Source organism: Rhodoferax sp. LS1R11, assembly GCF_056521395.1.
Genome location: NZ_JBWMAW010000011.1, coordinates 109,627 through 126,018, shown reverse-complemented (window position 1 = coordinate 126,018; position 16,392 = coordinate 109,627). Strand labels below are relative to the sequence as shown.

Below are 16,392 nucleotides of genomic sequence, written 5' to 3'. Positions count from 1 at the left end.
GCGAAGTCGCTGCCTGTTACTTCTTGGCAGCGGGTGCAGCGGCAGCACTCAGGGCTGGCACGGTCGACACCACCTCTTGCTTGCCGTTCTTGACCTCCACCATGAAGCTCTCGCGGTCCAGGTCGCCGTTGGCGTCAAAACTCACGTCCATCAGGATGCCCGGCTCTTTGGCGGTTGTGACTTTCAGGGTGTGCATGGCGGTGGCGACGGCCTTGCGGTCCAGCTTGCCCACCTTCTCGATGGCGGCCTTGAGCGTGTAGATGCCGGAGTAGCCCTTCATGCCGTTGTGGTCGGACACATATTTGTATTCCTTCTCAAACTTGGCCCGGAAAGCGCGAATGGCAGGCAGCGGCGCGTCCACGGTCAAACCGACGTGGGCCACGGCGCCGTTGGCGGCTTCACCGGCGAGGTCGATCACTTTTTGACCCGTCAAGGTGGTCTCGCCAATGATGGGCTTCGTCCAGCCCTGCTTGCGCAACTCGCGCAGCAGGCGTGCCGACTCTTCTTCATTGGAGTAGACAAACACGCCATCAGCACCGCTTTGCTTGGCTTTGAGCACCGCCGCGGAGAAGTCCACCTGGCCTGAATCCGTGGAAATCTCGGTCACCACCTTGGTGGACGACTTGTCGAGCGCCTTCTTGATCATGTCCAGGCCGCCCTTGCCAAAGTCGTTGTTCACGAAAATGATGGCAATGGTCTTCAGCTTGGCCTGGTCGCTGATGTAGCGCGCAACCTTGGGCATGGCCGTGGCCTGCGTGAAGCTGGTGCGGAAGATATAGGGGTTGCCCTGCATGGTGATGCTGGCTGCTTCACCGCCGGTGAAGTTGGGGATTTCAGCCTTGCGGCTCTCCGCCATGCTGACCATGATGGAGCCAGAGAACACGGGGCCAAAAATGGCAAATACGTTGTCATCCACCGCCTTTTGCGTCAGGCCCTTGGCCACGCCGGGATTGCTTTGGGTGTCCGAGGTGGTGGTCTGGATCTTTTTGCCCAGAATGCCGCCTGCTGCGTTGATTTCCTTCACCGCCAGTTCCACACCATTCTTGAAGTTGGTGCCCGCAGACGCGCCGCCGCCGGAGAGTTCAACAATGTTGGCAATCTTGATGGTTTCTTGACAAAAAGAGGCTGTAGCCCCCGTCAGTATTGCGCAAGCAGCTATCAATTTAAGAGCGAATCGTTTTTGCATGGAAGTGTCTCCTCGGGTGGTAAAAGTTAGTTGAAAGCCAGGGGTACGTTGACAAAAGAGGCGCTCATCCGCTCAGGGCGGCGAATTTCGTGTTGAAGCGCAGCAGGGTAAATCTGCTCGCGAAGAAAAGTGGCATCCAAGCGCACGCGGTGTGCGGCCTCGGCAAAACCAAAAAAATCCAGGTACAGGTGCGTCTGGTGAATCAGCATCTCAAAACCCGGCTGGGCATTGAGCCCGCGGGCCCGGGCGGCCAGCACCACGGGCGAGGGCTGGTTTTTCATCACGATGTCAATCAGCACCGCGTCCGCAGCCAGGCGGGACACATCGCAGGGCAGCGGGTCGGTGGTTTTCAGGCCCAGCGGCGAGGCGTTGACGACCAGGTCAAAACCCGCCGGGTCGTTGCTGGCCACGGCATGCACGTGGACCGGGGTGGCCGCCGCAATGCGGGCCGCCACCGCAGCCGCCTTGCCCGGCGTCGGGTCAAAAAAAGCAATTTCTGCCGCCGCGCCGCCGCTGCGGGGCAAGGCCAGCGAGGCGCCAATGGCCGCCGCCGCGCCCCCTGCGCCCACCATCAGCACGCGTTTGCCCACGTGACTGGTCTCAAAGCAGGCCAGCGACGCCACAAAACCCTCGCCATCAAACAAACCGCCCTCCAGCGACCCATCGGCATTGCGGCGAATCGCGTTGACCGCCCCGGCCATGCGCCCCAGCGCACTGCAATGGTCAAGCAGCGTGATGGCAGGCGACTTGTGCGGAATGGTGAGCCACATGCCCTTGATGTTGGAGGCCAGAAAGGCGCTTTTGACAAACGCATCCAGATGCTGCGGCGCCACCTGGGCCGGCACCAGCACGGCGTCGATACCGCTGGCGGCAAAGATCGGATTGAAGCTCTCGGGGGCCAGCACCTGCTCCACCGGGTCACCCAAAATCAGGTACACATCCGTGCTGCCGGTGACCCGCGCCAGATTGGACGCGGACTGTGGCTGATTTGATCGGTGATCGTTCATATTTTGCATTTCGAAGCGAACTTTAGCGACAAGCACGCACTTTTCAAAGTGCTATTTACATTAATTTGATCGATTAACGATCATCACTGATCGATGATCGATCATTTCAAGGGTTTCCACCGAGGCCAGGCGGGGTCGCTCAACGCCAGAATGAGCCCATGTCATCCCCCGCTACCGCAGCCACCCCACCCACACCACTCGTTCCCGGCAGCACGCCGCTGGACAAGCGCGACTGGATCGCCGGCCTTGAAAAAGGGCTGTCCATCATCGAGACCTTTGACGACGCCCACCCGCGCATGACCGCCAGCCAGGCCGGCGAGCGCTGTGGCCTGACCCGCACCGCCGCGCGGCGTTACCTGCTCACCTTGCAGCACATGGGCTATGTGGCCAGCGACGGCAAGTTGTTCTGGCTCACGCCGCGCGTGCTGCGCCTGGGCCAGTCGTACCTGGATTCGGCGCGGCTGCCGCGCATCGTGCAGCCGTTTTTGCAGCGCGTGACGGCGGGCACCTCCGAGACGGCCTACGTCAGCGTGATGGATGGTGACGAGATTGTGTACATCGCCCGCAACGGGCTCAACCGCTCGATGAACACCGGCTACGTGCTCGGCGCGCGGGTGCAGGCGCAGGTCACCGCCTCGGGCATGGTGCTGCTGGCGCTGCGCGAACCCGAGTGGGTGGAGAACTGGGTGGCCACCCACGAGCTCAAGGCCTACACCTCGCACACCATCGCCAGCAAAGAGCGATTGCGCATTGAACTGGCCCGCATTCGCCAACAGGGCTGGGGCCTGTCGGAGCAGCAACTGGAGTTGAACCACCGCGGCATTGCCGTGCCGCTGATGGACCACCGGGGCGGCCTGGTAGGCGCCCTGAATGTGACCATGCCGATGGGGCATGAAAGCAGCGAAGACGCGGTGGCCCGGGTGCTGCCGGTGCTGCAGGAAACGGCGCGGGCTATGCGGAATTTGATTTGAGAGTGTGGAGTTGCGGTGCGGCGTGGAGCGCTATTTATTTGATAGCTGCTTGCGCACGGTGTGCCTGGGCTACGGGTTTTTTATTAAAAATTTTGACCTGCAAGGCTTTGTTTGCTGGAATGCGAGGCAGCCGGGGTGGACGTTTGGGTTGAGATTTGCAGCAAGCTTTAGGCAGCGAACGCCTGCAATAGCAGCGTCAGGAGTCATTGGTGTTTTGGCAGCAAATGACTCTTTAGGGCTGTCAGGCGACATTCATTGGCAAGAATTCGCTGTCGTAAAGCGGTCCTTCAAAGTGAGAGTGCTCTTTACCCTGCCAGCCTTTAATCAGAGGCCGGTTAAGTTGTACGGCGGCGTGCCAACAATAGCCCGGCGAGCCCTAGGCCAACGAGCGACAGAGACATTGGTTCCGGCACTGTGCTAACTTGGATTGGAGCAAACGGAAGAAACGAAACCTCGGACGTGCCATTAGCTTGAGTTGTCATGTCCAGACCACCACTCAAGCCGCTGCTGCCACTTGTAAACCCGGAGCAGATACCAGACAGCTTGTTTTGATCCAGGGTCACTGCACCGGTCTCGGCAAGCGCCCGGCCGCACAGATCGGTAGCGGAAGTGTTGAAAGTGATACTGGCCAGTGCCAGGATATTGCCGACAAATGTGGTGTTGGTGTCAATCGTCGCGGAACTACCAACGTTCCAATAGACACCAGCACCGGCGCCGGTGTTGATAATATTCACCACCGAATTGGGCGATGTGATCAAGGTACTGGGCATTTGAAATACCCAGGCGGCGTTGGCATTACCCTGGCCATCAAGTGTCAACGCGCCCGACAAATTGGTGGTGCCAGCAGGCACGGTGTAGACGCCGGGAAACAAGGTCAGCCCCACCAGGTCGGCCAATGACAGTACCGTTCCCGCGCCCAGTAACCCAAGATTGTTGGCCGCTTGCGTCAGTTGGCTCTGCGACAGCATTGCATTCTCGGCGCCCGACGCCGTGCCCGCGTGCACCAGTCCGCCGGTCACTTGTAAATCGGCCACCGCTACGCCCGGCGACGACAAGAAACCGGTGATAGCATTGGCACCACCACTGGACCAGACGCCGACGCTACCGTGGATGGTGCTGGTCGGGACATTCGTCACCGTCGATGACCCCAATACCGTGAAACTGGCCAACGACGTCCCCAGCAAGGGTGTCGCCGACGCCGTGCCGGTACAAAGTGCGCCGATGGCCAGCGTCAGGGTTGAGAGAACTAGGTTTGTCCGGTAATCGGTTTTCAATTTGGTCTTTCTTAATCGAATTTAATCGAATGGGTTTTTACATACTTCCAAAGTTCCGCTCCAACCGCAACAGGCGATGGTTAAGCGGGTGCGCAGACCACGACAGGCTGCTTAAACTTGAATATGGACGCCCGTGGGCATGGCGTCTGTGCGATGGATAACATAAAAAGTGCCAGATTTCAGCCTACAACGCGGCCGGGACAGACGCTGTCGTATCGTTGGGATCGCTTTCAACAATCTGCTGGACTTCTTGTGGTACCTACGATGGGCTGGATTGAGTCTTTTGAAGTTAGTCAACTTGCTCGAATGCATATGCCGGGCAACCAAGCGAAGCTCATTAACTTCTGCATGGCAATGTTGTGGATTGCCAGGAAGCTGCCGTTGGTGAAAGATCACAATCGCGGCGTACTTGACGTACGAAATATTCCTTGAACGGCCGCAATGGGTCTTGGAGCGGTCGTTCACCAGGGAATCAGGAGTACCCAGTCTAGGTTTGGTCCAGACGTTGATGAATGACCGCTGGCAAGCGTCTCCATGGGTAAGCACCCGGTGAACCCATCTTGAATTGATCTTTCACGTCTCGCAATATCGTGCACACCATGCCCAACGGATACCGCTTTGGCGCGGGTCGTGGCCGTGTTTGGCGCCGCCCACCCCCATACGGCCTACCTGTTTTCCAACAAACTCGGCAACCGTTTGAAGGTGCACCACGGCGCAACAATGGATCAATCGGGTGGTTCGAAACGCGACGTTTGGCGGTGTCTATTTCGGCTCCGTTTTATTACCCTTCGTTGCCTGTGCCGCAACGCTGTGGACCGGAGAGCGCCGAGGAGCATGGGCATGGCAGCAGGCTCGGGATGCATGGAACGCAGCCAACCTCACGAGAACTATTGCAGCGGCGGCGTGCTTCATGCTGTCGGTGCTCTTGCTGGCATTGCCCAGGCGTTCGACCCGTGGTGGTTAGCCGCTCATCTATGGGTAAAATTGCTATCAAATAAGTAGCTTCTCCCGCACGTCCTACCTGGGCTACAGCCATTTTTCTTATAAATTTCTCCTGCAACGCTCTAACAGACGCAAAGACCGAGAATGAAGCGCGGTTTCTCGTATCAAGTCAGTCCGTTCGTCGCGCACGCACAGAAGAGGTGGCCATTTATGAAAGCTAAAAAGTTTGAGCAGCAGTTTGACGAGGGGGTCGACGTTACGGCTTCTTTGGATTTATCCAAAGCAAAGCGCGTTCTGCGGGAGCAGAAATGGGTACCGAGCAACGCAGAATCTCACGTTGAACGCAACCAAGAGCCTTGCCCTGAAATTCGTAAATCCTTACGCTATTGAAAAATGCAAGGAGTCCAACATGTCAGAAGCAACGCTCACCAGCAAGGGGCAAATCACCATTCCGGCCGACATCCGGCGAGCGATATCTTTAAGTCCCAAGGACCGTCTCACGTTCACCCCCATGCCCGACGGCACCGTGGTGATGCGGGCCAAGACGAAATCATTACTGAACCTCAAGGGCATGCTTAAGCCGGCACCAGACACGTCGGTCTCCATCGCGGAAATGGGCTTGGGCACCTGAACTTGAGTAATTTCGGAATTGCAGAAATAACATTGACACAGGTTGAAGTGAAGTACATAATTTCGGAAAAATAGAAATATTTACAACTCAATAGAGGTTTGACCTCCAATTTCTGAAAGTCCGAAATATGGAGTCATCTCCCCGCAAGGCAACGGCCACCGACCGCAAGTCTTCCCGCCATCGGGCGGCCGCGCGCCAGGCTGTATTGCTGGAAGTGCCAGCGGTTCAGGTCGTGAGTTCTGCCACCGTCATGGGCAACCAAGTCCGCGCGCATCGCAACAAGCAGGGTTTGCGCATTGATGACGCTGCGGCACTCAGCGGGGTGTCCGTGGACCTGATGTCCCGGCTCGAAAACGGCTCGGGCAGCGTCCGGCTGGACAAGCTGATGTCCGTCCTTGATGGACTGGGTTTGATCCTGCTCGTGGCCCCCAAGGGACACGCCTACTTGCGCCAGCTGCCTTCCGACCGCGTGCTGCCGCCAGGAGATGTGCTGTGACGGCGCATCGCCTGGCGTTGTGGCGCCAGGACCAGCATGTTGCCGACCTCAGTTATGACGCGCTGGCTGATGACTGGAGCCTGGCCTACTCGCCCGCCTGGTGTGAGAATCCGAAGGCCTTCGGGCTGTCACCGGCGCTGCCCCTGCACCGACCGGAGAGTGGCTACAACTCCAAGTCGGTGCGTCGCTTCATCGAAAACTTGTTGCCTGAAGGGCGGGCCCTGGACATCGCAGCGTCTGCCAAGGGTGTGGCCAAGACCAACATCTATGGGCTCATCCATGAGCTCGGGGCGGAGACAACGGGCGCTTTCAGGTTCTTGCCTGACGGGGGCGACGGCGCCATCGAGCAGCCGCTCAACGAACTTCGCCAAGTGAGCCTGGCTGAACTGGACAGTCGCATTGCGGACCGGGACAAAGAGCCTTTTGTCATTTGGGATGGCAAAGTGCGCATGTCGGTGGCCGGCTTCCAGGACAAGCTGCTCGTATACCTGGAAGGCGATGCGGCTGACGTCGCCCGGGGCGCGCCGATGTACCTGCCTGATTACCCGCTGGCCTCAACCCACATCCTCAAGCCTCAGCCCGTGGGCACGGACTTCCCCCACATGGTGGTCAACGAGCATTACTGCATGTCACTGGCCATGGCCATGGGGCTTCCCGTGGCCGAGGTGGCCATCCTGCGCACACCCCGCCCCGTGCTGGCCGTCAAGCGCTTTGATCGGCAAGTGCTCAGTAACTTGACAAGCGGCCATGCCGCGGTGAAGCGGCTGCATGTCATTGACCTGTGCCAGGCATGTGACGTTCCGGTGAGCTACAAGTACGAGCGAAATGTGGGCAGCACTGGCGCGGCGGCCCAGTACCGGGACGGCACCAGCTTTGTGTCGCTGTTTTCTCAGGTGGTCCATGTCCACCGCAAGGCGGCCGAAAAGCTGGCCATGCTGCGCTGGGCACTGTTTCAGCTGGTGATTGGCAACTGCGACGCGCATGGCAAGAATTACTCGTTTTTCGTCAACGAAGATGGTCTCTCAAGCGCACCGTGGTACGACCTCGTGAGCGTGGTGCAATACCCGCAGGTCTCCCACGAGTTGGCCATGGCTTTCGGGGATGTGTTCGACATCCACCAGGTCAAAAGCTTTGCCTTGGCTGATTTCGCGACCCGATGCGAAATCGACCGCAAGCTGCTTTACAGGGAAGCCAAGCGCTTGGCCGACGGTGTTCAAAAACATGCCGCGAGCCTGGCGGACACGGGCCCCTATGAGCTTGGGGAGCGGCTCTTTGCCCAGAAACTCCAGACCTACGTGACGCAGCGGTCAACCGCATTGGCGCTCGCCGCCCAAGAGGCGGTGCGCATCAAGGCAGAATTTCTGTAGCCCTGGCCTGATCAGCCACCTGGTAGCCATCCCACAGCAAAAAGCGTAGAGTGACGGCGATATAAATCGCACCGTGCCAACACCTGCCGAGCTTGAAAACCATGGTCACCGTTGAGTTTGCCGCCAGCCTGCGCCGCCATGTTGACTGCGCGCCCCAGTCGGTGGCGCCCGGCACCCTGCGTGACGTGCTGGAGGGCGCGCTGCACGCAGCGCCCGCGCTGGCGCATTACGTGTTTGACGACCAGCGCGCTGTGCGCAAACATGTGGCGGTGTTTGTCAACGGGCACATGGTGCCAGACCGCATCCACCTGACGCAGTGGCTTGGCGCGGGCGACCGGGTGCTGGTGGTCCAGGCCCTGACTGGTGGCTGAGCGTCGCTCCGTTCTTCTATTCCATTCATGAGAGGAGTTCATCATGTCTACATTGTTGGTGGCCACCCGCAAGGGTTTGTTTGTCATTCAGGGCGCGGGCGCGCATTGGAACATCGCGTCGCATCATTTTGCCGGTGAGCCGGTCACGCAGGTGCTGGCCGACCCGCGCGACGGCAGCTGGTATGCCGCGCTGCGCCTGGGCCATTTCGGCATCAAGCTGCACAAGAGCAGCGACCGGGGCGAAAGCTGGCAAGCCATAGCGGCGCCCGCCTTCCCGGCCAAGCCGTCCGAGGGGCCCTGGGCCGATGACACCACGCCCTGGAGCGTGGACCTGATCTGGTCGCTGGCGGCCGGCGGCGCCAATGAACGCGACACGCTGTGGGCGGGTTGCCTGCCGGCCGGATTATTCAAGTCAGACGATGGCGGCGCCAGCTGGGCCCTCAACCAGCCGCTATGGGAAGAACCCAGGCGCCGGGCGTGGTTAGGCGGGGGTTATGACCATGCCGGCATTCACTCCATCCTGGTCGATCCGCGTGATCCGCGCCATGTGACATTGGGAATTTCTTGCGGCGGCGTGTGGCAGACGCGAGACGGCGGCGAGTCTTGGGCGCTGACGGCCAACGGCATGAAAGCCGACTACCTGCCGCCCGAGAATGCCGATGACGGCAACACGCAGGACCCGCACTGTCTGGTGCAGTGCGCCGCCCAACCCGATGTGTTGTGGGTGCAGCACCATTGCGGCATTTACCGCTCCACCGATGGCGGCCAGGCCTGGCAGGCGATTGCGGCGCCCGCCCCGTCCGGCTTTGGTTTTGCCGTCGCTCCCGATCCCTGCAACCCGCAACGCGCCTGGTTTGTGCCGGCCCAGGCGGATGTCTGTCGTATTCCCGTGGATGGCCGGATGGTGGTGACACGCACCGACGATGGTGGCGCGTCTTTCCAGGTGTATTCGGAGGGTTTGCCGCAACACCATGCCTACCATCTGGTCTATCGCCATGGGCTGGATGTCACGGCCGACGGGCAAACCCTGGCGCTGGCCTCGACCACCGGCGGTCTGTGGCTCAGTGCCGACGCGGGCGTGGGCTGGCAATGCCTGTCACGCGATCTGCCCCCGGTGGCAGCGGTGCGTTTTGCCGACTGAGGTGTTGGCGCTGACACCCAAGTGGGTAGAGAGAACGAGAACTGTTGTGCGAGGCGTTCACCTGCGTACGGTGACGCACAGACCCCGCCGACTTAAGTCCCTACGATTTCTCCTATTGCGCAAGGCACGAGCCGTCGGTAGTCCCGGCGCTCGGCTCGCCCGCGCTGAATGGAGTTCTTATGGCCCTTTCCACCACAGCAGCTACTGAAGATCTCGGCCGCACCCGCGGCCTCACCGGCAACTTTGCCGACAACAGTAGGTCGCTTGCGAGTGCCGTCTCGTGGGGCGCCATAGTCGCAGGCGCCGCTGCAGCCGCTTCGCTTTCCCTGATCCTTCTGATCCTCGGTGTCGGGCTTGGGCTCTCCTCGGTGTCGCCGTGGGCCCGAGACGGTGTGAGTGCCGGGACCTTCGGGTGGTCTACGATCCTGTGGTTGACGCTCACCCAGTTGCTCGCGTCGGCCATGGGTGGCTATCTCGCCGGCCGCCTGCGCACCAAGTGGACCGAAGTGCATAGTGACGAGGTCTACTTCCGCGATACGGCCCATGGCTTCCTGGCGTGGGCTGTGGCTTCGCTGGCCACCGCTGCGTTGCTGACCTCTGTTATCGGATCGATCCTGGGCGGCGGCGTACAAGCTGGCGCCGTTGTGGTCAGCGGCGCTGCGGGTTCGTCACGCATGGCGCAGGGTACCGAGGGTGGGCCGATGGCCTATTTCGTCGACTCGCTCTTCCGGCCCGGTACATCTGCGATTGCCGAAACCGGTGACAGAACCTCCAGCACGGTTGCGGCCGAGGTGAGTCGCATCTTCATGAACGTCAGCAGGTCTGAACTGCTGCCGCCCGAAGACATCCGGTACGTGGGTCAGATCGTGGCCCAGCGCACGGGCCTCACGCAGCAGGACGCAGAGAAGAGGGTCGCCGACATTTACGCCAGGGCTCAGGCCAAGGTGCGCGACGCGGAGACGACGGCGCGTGACGCTGCCGACAAGGCGCGCAAGGCCTCGGCCTACAGCGCGCTGTGGCTCTTTGTGTCGCTGCTCATCGGTGCGTTCGTAGCCAGCCTGGCCGCCACATTCGGTGGCCGACTCCGCGACGCCTGAGCCTCGCCCCTGTCACTCACCAACGGAGCCCACCATGCGTTCACTTCTTCTTCTGTTTCTCGGCATTCCCATCCCCATCATCATTTTGATCGCGCTGTTCGTGCATTGATCTGACACCACATCGGTCCATGGGTCAGATTGGTGGTCGGCAACGGGCACTTATGAATAATCCTGCGAGTCAATGGCGCCGCTGGCATACGCGCTGGCATCAACGTTAATTAGCGGCTGTAAAAGTGCCTCAAATTCATCAATCGGAACGGGTTTACTAAACAAATAGCCTTGAAAATGGGCACATCCCTTGTCCATGAGGAAGCGCTGTTGTTCCGTCGTTTCGACCCCTTCCGCTATGACATCCAAGCCCAGGTTCTGTGCCATGGCGATGATGGTGTGTACGATCGCTTTGTCACTGTTATCGGTTGTAAGTTCGCGTACGAACGATTGGTCGATTTTGAGTTGATAGAGCGGCAGACGTTTGAGGTACTGCAGACATGAATAGCCAGTGCCAAAGTCATCCAATGAGAACTGGACACCGAAGGCCTTCAATTCATTCATGGTTGAGATAACGTCTTCAACATTTTTCAGCAACAAGCTTTCCGTGATTTCCAGCTTGAGGCGTGCCGGATTGATGGCGTGTCGTTGCACGACTTCTCGCACCTGGGCAACAAATTGAACCTGACGAAATTGCTTGGCACTCACGTTCACCGCCAAAACCAGATCGCGGGTGCGTGCATCGTTTTGCCAAGCCTTGAGTTGCGCGCAAGCCGTATCCAGTACCCAATAACCGATAGGCAAGATCAACCCGGACTCTTCGGCCAGTGGAATGAATTGCATGGGCGACACCAGCCCTCGCTGTGGCTGCAGCCAGCGGATCAATGCCTCAGCACCCACTGGCCGCGCCATGCCGTCTACCTGAATTTGGTAATACAGACGCAGTTCCTTCTTTTCAAGCGCCTCATACAATTCATTTTCCATTTCCAGCTTTTCATGGGCATGCAGGTTCATGGCTGGTGAAAAGAAGCGAAATCCATTGCCCCCATCTGATTTGGCGACATACATGGCCGTATCGGCATTCCTCATCAGATCGTCAATGTGGTTTGCATTGTCCGGATACAGTGCGATGCCGATGCTGGCCGATGCGCGCAAGGTATGGTTGCCCACCAGGTAGGGCTGGCTGAGACGATGATTGATTTTTTTTGCGACGATGGCGGCATCAGACAATATGTCATGGCCTCGCAAGATGACGACGAACTCGTCGCCGCCCAAGCGCGCCACCGCGTCGTATTCGCGCAGGCAGGACTTCAAACGAGTTGCCACTTGAACCAGCAACGCATCTCCGATTGAATGACCGAGGGTGTCATTGACGACCTTGAATCGATCAAGATCAAGAAACATGACGCCCAATTGTTCCGACATGCGTGTGGCAATCAACATGGATTGCTCCAGGAATATCTGCAGATGTAGCCTGTTTGGCAAGCCAGTCAGGGTATCGTGGTGGGCGAGATGCTCAATGCGTTTTTCGGATTCCTTGTAGTGGCTGACGTCAACGAAATTGGCCAGATGGAATTCGATTTCACCAGCCTTGTCGCGCACCACAGAAATCGTCATCAGCTTGGGGTAAACGCTGCCATCCTTGCGCCGGTCCCACAGCTCACCCTGCCAGACGCCGTCGTTCAGGACGGTCTGCCACATGAGCTTATATTCCTCCTGGCTGGTTCGTCCGGTGGACAGCAGCTTGGGGTTGCAGCCCAGTACGTCGGCCTTGTCGTACCCGGTCAATTTGCTGAAGGCGGCGTTGACATCGACAATGAGGTTATTGCGGTCGGTGATCAGGATCGCTTCACCGCTGTAATGGAAGACGAAAGCGGCCAGCCGTAGTCTGCTGCGTTCCGCATTGCGCTGAATCAAATTGCGTACCCGAATGATCAGCGTGCCTTTGAAAATGGGTTTGACCAGATAGTCATCCGCACCCAGGTTCAGTCCGGCCAGTTCGTTTTGTTCTGAGAGGTCAGCGCTCACCAGAATGACGGGAATATCGCAAGTGCGAGAGTCAAGGCGCATTTGACGGAGCACCTCGATGCCGCTCATGCCGGGCATTTTGACATCCAGTACGACCAGTTTCGGCAACTCAGACTGAGCGGTGAGCAGTGTCAGCGAGGATGCGCCGCTGGTGGCTGTCTTGAGGCGAAAATCAGACTTTAACGCCGACACCAGGACGTGCAGATTGGTCGGTAAATCGTCTACCAGCAGGATCAGCGGTTTTTCGAATTGGATCAACTGAGTGTCCTTCATTGCTGCACCTCGTCCGTGGATTTCAATAGATTCAAGGTCGCCAGGGCCTCTGGATGTTCGAAGCTGTTGAGGTGCTGCTGCAATTCCCGCATCAGCACGGAACAAGGCAAGTGAGCATCGGCGAGCTGAAGTACTGATTCAAATAACGCATCAGGAACAACTTCCTGACCGACGATGAACGGTTCCAGCGAGCGCAAAGTGTCCCGCAGCGAAACGGGTGCTGTAGGCGTCCTTTTAATCGGGCCGGGTTGAACATAATCGGCAACTTGTTGCCGCATTACGTTGATGGTTTCGACCACGGTCGCTTCGAAGGTGGCGCGAGTGAGCAGTGGTGCTTTTGACCTCAATTCCGCAATCAAGCGGCCGCTGGCCCCGGTCAGCGCTCCCGCACCCAGGTTGGCGGCGATCCCCTTGACGGAATGAATGAGATCGATGGCTTCATGGCCACGGTCTTCAGTCAGCAGCACATCCAGGCGTTGGATCAGGTTATGGTAATTCTCGATAAAACTGTGGAGCAGGCGTTGCTGAAGTGCCCGGTCACCGTCGAGTCTGCGCAATCCCTGCACCAGGTCAAGCACCGGTTCACCCGCCTGCACGGCGGACATGGGATTAGACGAACTTTTTGTCCCCGGTTGGGTGTGGGTTCTGAGCACCCGGACGATGTCCTCAGGCTCCACCGGCTTGGGTATGAAGTCGACCATGCCAACGGCCCGGCAGCGCTCCCGGTCTTCCGCCATGACGGCGGCGGTCATGGCAACGATAGGCAGGTTTCTTCCCAGTGGAAGCTGGCGAATCTGGCGAGTGGCTTCAATGCCGCCCATCACTGGCATGTGCAGATCCATCAGCACCATATCAAAGGTTTGGCGTTGCACCAGTTCCACCGCTTCGCCGCCATGCGAGGCAATGGTGAGGGTTGCGCCGCGTTTTCTGATGATGCTGGCAGCCACTTCCTGATTGAGTTCGTTGTCCTCGACCAGCAGCACGCGCAGGCCGTCGAATTGCTGGGTATTGGGTGCTTCCACCGGCTGCACAGCTCGGACGCCGCCGTGCAGCAAGGCATCGAACAAGTAGGAAGGCACCACTGGTTTGGTAAGGACTCCATTGATGCAGGCCGCTTCGGGTTTTAGCAGCAGCGTCGTCTTGTTGTGGGCCGTCACCATCAATATCGGCAATGGTGTGATCAGGCCGCTGGCTTCTTCCTGTGCCCGCAGTTCGGCCGCCACCTCCAGGCCGCTCATGCCGGGCATGTGCCAATCCAGCAACAGGGCGTGGAACGGTCGTCCCGCCTTGTTTGCTGTTGCAACTTGAGCCAGGGCTTGCAGGCCGGTTTCGACCTCGACCACCTCCATGCCCCATGCCATCAGCAACAACAAGAGGATCTGGCGCGAATTCGCCTGGTCGTCCACCACCAGCACCCGCTTGCCACGCATTTGCTGTAAATCCCGATCCGTGTGGTCGACCTGGCCCATCTCGTCCGGTGCGATGCCAACCTCGATGGTGAACGTGACATTCGTCCCGTTGTCAATGGTACTGTCGAGTGTGACGTGGCCACCCAGGAGCTCGACCAATTTCTTGACAATCGCCAGTCCCAAGCCGCTGCCACCGAATTTGCGTGTCGTGCTGGAATCAGCTTGCGAGAAGGGCTGGAACAGGAGACCCACTTGATCCGGCGCGATGCCGATACCGGTGTCGCGCACGTTGAATCGCAGGGTCATGGTGGTCTCGGCCCGATGCTCGATCCGCACACCGATATGGATTTCGCCATGGTCGGTGAACTTGATGGCGTTACCGACCAGATTGTTCAGTACCTGAACCAGGCGAAACGGGTCACCCATCACGAGCAGCGGGGTGTCGTGATCGATATCGAAGAACAGTTCCAGCCCCTTGTCTTCGGCCTGCAGACCGAGCAGCTCCGCGACTTCAATGAGGACCGCCTCCAGCCGCATGGGGATCCGCTCGATTGCCAGGCGCCCGGCTTCGATGCGGGAAAAGTCCAGAATATCGTCGATGATGCGCACCAGTGCCTTGCCTGACCTGTTGACCTTGTCGAGTTGCTCGCGCTGTTCCGGTTTCAGGTCTGACTCCATCACCATGCGCGTGAGCCCCAGGATGGCATTCATCGGGGTTCGGATCTCGTGGCTCATATTGGCCAGAAACTGCGACTTGGCCAGCAAGGCAGCCCGGGCGGTCTCCTCGGCACGCTTGCGCTCGGTGATATCGCGCGCAGCGGCGAAAACGCCCAGCACATTGCCATTGCCATCGCGGTACAGACTGGAGTTGTAGAGCACCTCAGTGACCTTGCCCGAGACATGGCGAATCGCCAAGGGGTAATCGGTCACCGACCCTCGCGAGAACACCTGCCGGTAGCCGTCGCGGGCTTTATCGGGATTGGTGAAATAGTCGGCAAAGTCGCTGCCTATCAGACGGGCTCGGGCCACGCCCGTCACTTGCTCAGTGGCGGCATTGACATCGGTTATTTTGCCTTGCGCACTGATCATCACCAAGGGGTCCAGACTTGCTTCGATCAGACTGCGGGCGTATTGAGAGGCCGCCTGAATTGATTCTTCGGCCTGCTTGCGCGCCGTGTTGTCGGTGCCAATCAGCAAATAGCCAATGATGGCGTTTTGATCGTCTCGCAGGGCCGTCACCGACACCACGGCCGGGAAGCGGCTGCCGTCCTTGCGGATGTAGGTCAGTTCGTAGATGTCCTCGATGCCGCGCGAGGCCTTGAACACCAGCGCCTCGAAGCCCGGCGTGATCGTGGTTGCCAGCTCCCGACTCAGGGCTTTGGCGCGGGCAATCACTTCCTGCGGATCGGAGATATTGGCTGGCGTGATCTTGTTCATCACCTCCAGGGCGGTGTAGCCCAACATGCGCTCGGCGCCCACATTGAAAATCTGGATGACGCCCTTGGCGTCGGTCGCAATGCTGGAAAAATTGGCACTGTTGAAAATAGCACTCTGCAAGGCACCGGCCTTGAGCAAAGCCTCTTCGGCCTGCTTGCGCGCCGTGTTGTCGGTGCCAATCAGCAAATAGCCGATGATGGCGTTTTGATCGTCTCGCAGGGCCGTCACCGACACCACGGCCGGGAAGCGGCTGCCGTCCTTGCGGATGTAGGTCAGTTCGTAAATGTCCTCGATGCCGCGCGAGGCCTTGAACACCAGTGCCTCGAAACCCGGCGTGATGGTGGTTGCCAACTCCCGACTCAGGGCTTTGGCGCGGGCAATCACTTCCTGCGGATCGGAGATATTGGCTGGCGTGATCTTGTTCATCACCTCCAGGGCGGTGTAGCCCAACATGCGCTCGGCGCCCACATTGAAAATCTGGATGACGCCCTTGGCGTCGGTCGCAATGCTGGAAAAATTGGCACTGTTGAAAATAGCGTTTTGCAAAGCCCCCGTGATGGGCAAGGCTTCCTGGCGGCGTACCTCTGCAACGCATTCCTCCGCCCCAGGTGCTGGATTGCCAGAATGGCTAATCTTTTTTGACATCGGCTACCTTTGTTAGATCGAGAAATATTCTCGATGGGTTTGCGTCAGCCTTTCAGGTCAGCCCCTAAATATTTAAACAGACATAAATTTCGGTGCAACCGGCAGCTGTTATTCGCCCATTCTAGAGGC

Annotated in this window: 14 protein-coding genes; 9 read left to right on the top strand and 5 right to left on the bottom strand. The window is 58.9% G+C overall.

Going from position 1 to position 16,392, the window contains the following annotated elements:
* Positions 1-16 precede the first annotated feature (16 nt).
* Both AC097N_RS14240 and AC097N_RS14235 read right to left on the bottom strand, forming a co-directional pair.
* A complete protein-coding gene (locus AC097N_RS14240) occupies positions 17-1,186 on the bottom strand; it encodes an ABC transporter substrate-binding protein (RefSeq protein ID WP_479581965.1) in 1,170 nt (389 codons plus the stop codon).
* Between the two features lie 26 nt (positions 1,187-1,212).
* Entirely contained in the window at positions 1,213-2,193 is a 981-nt protein-coding gene (locus AC097N_RS14235; RefSeq protein ID WP_479581963.1) for a shikimate dehydrogenase family protein, read from the bottom strand.
* Between the two features lie 158 nt (positions 2,194-2,351).
* Between AC097N_RS14235 and AC097N_RS14230 the strand changes: the two genes are divergently transcribed.
* Positions 2,352-3,164: an IclR family transcriptional regulator domain-containing protein gene (locus AC097N_RS14230; RefSeq protein WP_479581962.1), complete on the top strand. Its 813-nt coding sequence runs from the start codon at positions 2,352-2,354 to the stop codon at positions 3,162-3,164.
* A gap of 335 nt (positions 3,165-3,499) precedes the next feature.
* On the opposite strand, the gene AC097N_RS14225 is transcribed toward AC097N_RS14230, so the two are convergent.
* The gene (locus tag AC097N_RS14225) at positions 3,500-4,438 is read right to left on the bottom strand and encodes an ice-binding family protein (protein ID WP_479581960.1); all 939 of its coding nucleotides are present in this window, start codon (positions 4,436-4,438) and stop codon (positions 3,500-3,502) included.
* 153 nt (positions 4,439-4,591) lie between these two features.
* On the opposite strand from AC097N_RS14225, the gene AC097N_RS14220 reads away from it, so the two are divergent.
* The 8 genes from AC097N_RS14220 to AC097N_RS14185 all read left to right on the top strand — a co-directional run bounded on the left by AC097N_RS14220 (position 4,592) and on the right by AC097N_RS14185 (position 10,483).
* Positions 4,592-4,870 carry a hypothetical protein gene (locus AC097N_RS14220; RefSeq protein WP_479581958.1) on the top strand — a complete coding sequence of 93 codons (279 nt, stop codon included), beginning with the start codon at positions 4,592-4,594 and terminating at the stop codon, positions 4,868-4,870.
* A 720-nt stretch (positions 4,871-5,590) separates the two neighbouring features.
* Positions 5,591-5,770 (top strand): hypothetical protein, encoded by a 180-nt coding sequence (locus AC097N_RS14215; RefSeq protein ID WP_479581957.1) that lies wholly within the window; start codon positions 5,591-5,593, stop codon positions 5,768-5,770.
* Between the two features lie 19 nt (positions 5,771-5,789).
* Positions 5,790-6,011 carry an AbrB/MazE/SpoVT family DNA-binding domain-containing protein gene (locus tag AC097N_RS14210; protein ID WP_479581954.1) on the top strand — a complete coding sequence of 74 codons (222 nt, stop codon included), beginning with the start codon at positions 5,790-5,792 and terminating at the stop codon, positions 6,009-6,011.
* Positions 6,012-6,138: 127 nt separating this feature from the next.
* A complete protein-coding gene (locus AC097N_RS14205; protein WP_479581952.1) occupies positions 6,139-6,507 on the top strand; it encodes a helix-turn-helix domain-containing protein in 369 nt (122 codons plus the stop codon).
* Positions 6,504-7,874, top strand: a complete 1,371-nt coding sequence (locus AC097N_RS14200) for a HipA domain-containing protein (protein ID WP_479581951.1) — start codon at positions 6,504-6,506, stop codon at positions 7,872-7,874. The genes AC097N_RS14205 and AC097N_RS14200 overlap by 4 nt, the downstream gene beginning before the upstream one ends.
* 101 nt (positions 7,875-7,975) lie before the next feature.
* Entirely contained in the window at positions 7,976-8,245 is a 270-nt protein-coding gene (locus AC097N_RS14195) for a MoaD/ThiS family protein (protein ID WP_479582051.1), read from the top strand.
* Between the two features lie 40 nt (positions 8,246-8,285).
* Complete coding sequence (locus tag AC097N_RS14190) at positions 8,286-9,386, top strand: WD40/YVTN/BNR-like repeat-containing protein (RefSeq protein ID WP_479582049.1); 1,101 nt, start codon at positions 8,286-8,288, stop codon at positions 9,384-9,386.
* A 506-nt stretch (positions 9,387-9,892) separates the two neighbouring features.
* Positions 9,893-10,483, top strand: a complete 591-nt coding sequence (locus AC097N_RS14185) for a hypothetical protein (protein ID WP_479581949.1) — start codon at positions 9,893-9,895, stop codon at positions 10,481-10,483.
* 159 nt (positions 10,484-10,642) lie between these two features.
* On the opposite strand, the gene AC097N_RS14180 is transcribed toward AC097N_RS14185, so the two are convergent.
* Together AC097N_RS14180 and AC097N_RS14175 are read right to left on the bottom strand one after the other, a co-directional pair.
* Positions 10,643-12,772, bottom strand: a complete 2,130-nt coding sequence (locus AC097N_RS14180) for a two-component system response regulator (RefSeq protein WP_479581946.1) — start codon at positions 12,770-12,772, stop codon at positions 10,643-10,645.
* Positions 12,769-16,263: a PAS domain S-box protein gene (locus AC097N_RS14175; RefSeq protein WP_479581944.1), complete on the bottom strand. Its 3,495-nt coding sequence runs from the start codon at positions 16,261-16,263 to the stop codon at positions 12,769-12,771. Before AC097N_RS14175 ends, AC097N_RS14180 begins: the two co-directional genes overlap by 4 nt.
* Between the last annotated feature and the right edge of the window lie 129 nt (positions 16,264-16,392).

Excerpts from the sequence above, each read along its gene's own strand:
- AC097N_RS14240 (WP_479581965.1), bottom strand. The coding sequence starts at position 1,186 with ATGCAAAAACGATTCGCTCTTAAATTGATAGCTGCTTGCGCAATACTG.
- AC097N_RS14235 (WP_479581963.1), bottom strand. The coding sequence starts at position 2,193 with ATGAACGATCACCGATCAAATCAGCCACAGTCCGCGTCCAATCTGGCG.
- AC097N_RS14230 (WP_479581962.1), top strand. The coding sequence starts at position 2,352 with ATGTCATCCCCCGCTACCGCAGCCACCCCACCCACACCACTCGTTCCC.
- AC097N_RS14220 (WP_479581958.1), top strand. The coding sequence starts at position 4,592 with ATGGATAACATAAAAAGTGCCAGATTTCAGCCTACAACGCGGCCGGGA.
- AC097N_RS14215 (WP_479581957.1), top strand. The coding sequence starts at position 5,591 with ATGAAAGCTAAAAAGTTTGAGCAGCAGTTTGACGAGGGGGTCGACGTT.
- AC097N_RS14210 (WP_479581954.1), top strand. The coding sequence starts at position 5,790 with ATGTCAGAAGCAACGCTCACCAGCAAGGGGCAAATCACCATTCCGGCC.
- AC097N_RS14205 (WP_479581952.1), top strand. The coding sequence starts at position 6,139 with ATGGAGTCATCTCCCCGCAAGGCAACGGCCACCGACCGCAAGTCTTCC.
- AC097N_RS14195 (WP_479582051.1), top strand. The coding sequence starts at position 7,976 with ATGGTCACCGTTGAGTTTGCCGCCAGCCTGCGCCGCCATGTTGACTGC.
- AC097N_RS14180 (WP_479581946.1), bottom strand. The coding sequence starts at position 12,772 with ATGAAGGACACTCAGTTGATCCAATTCGAAAAACCGCTGATCCTGCTG.
- AC097N_RS14175 (WP_479581944.1), bottom strand. The coding sequence starts at position 16,263 with ATGTCAAAAAAGATTAGCCATTCTGGCAATCCAGCACCTGGGGCGGAG.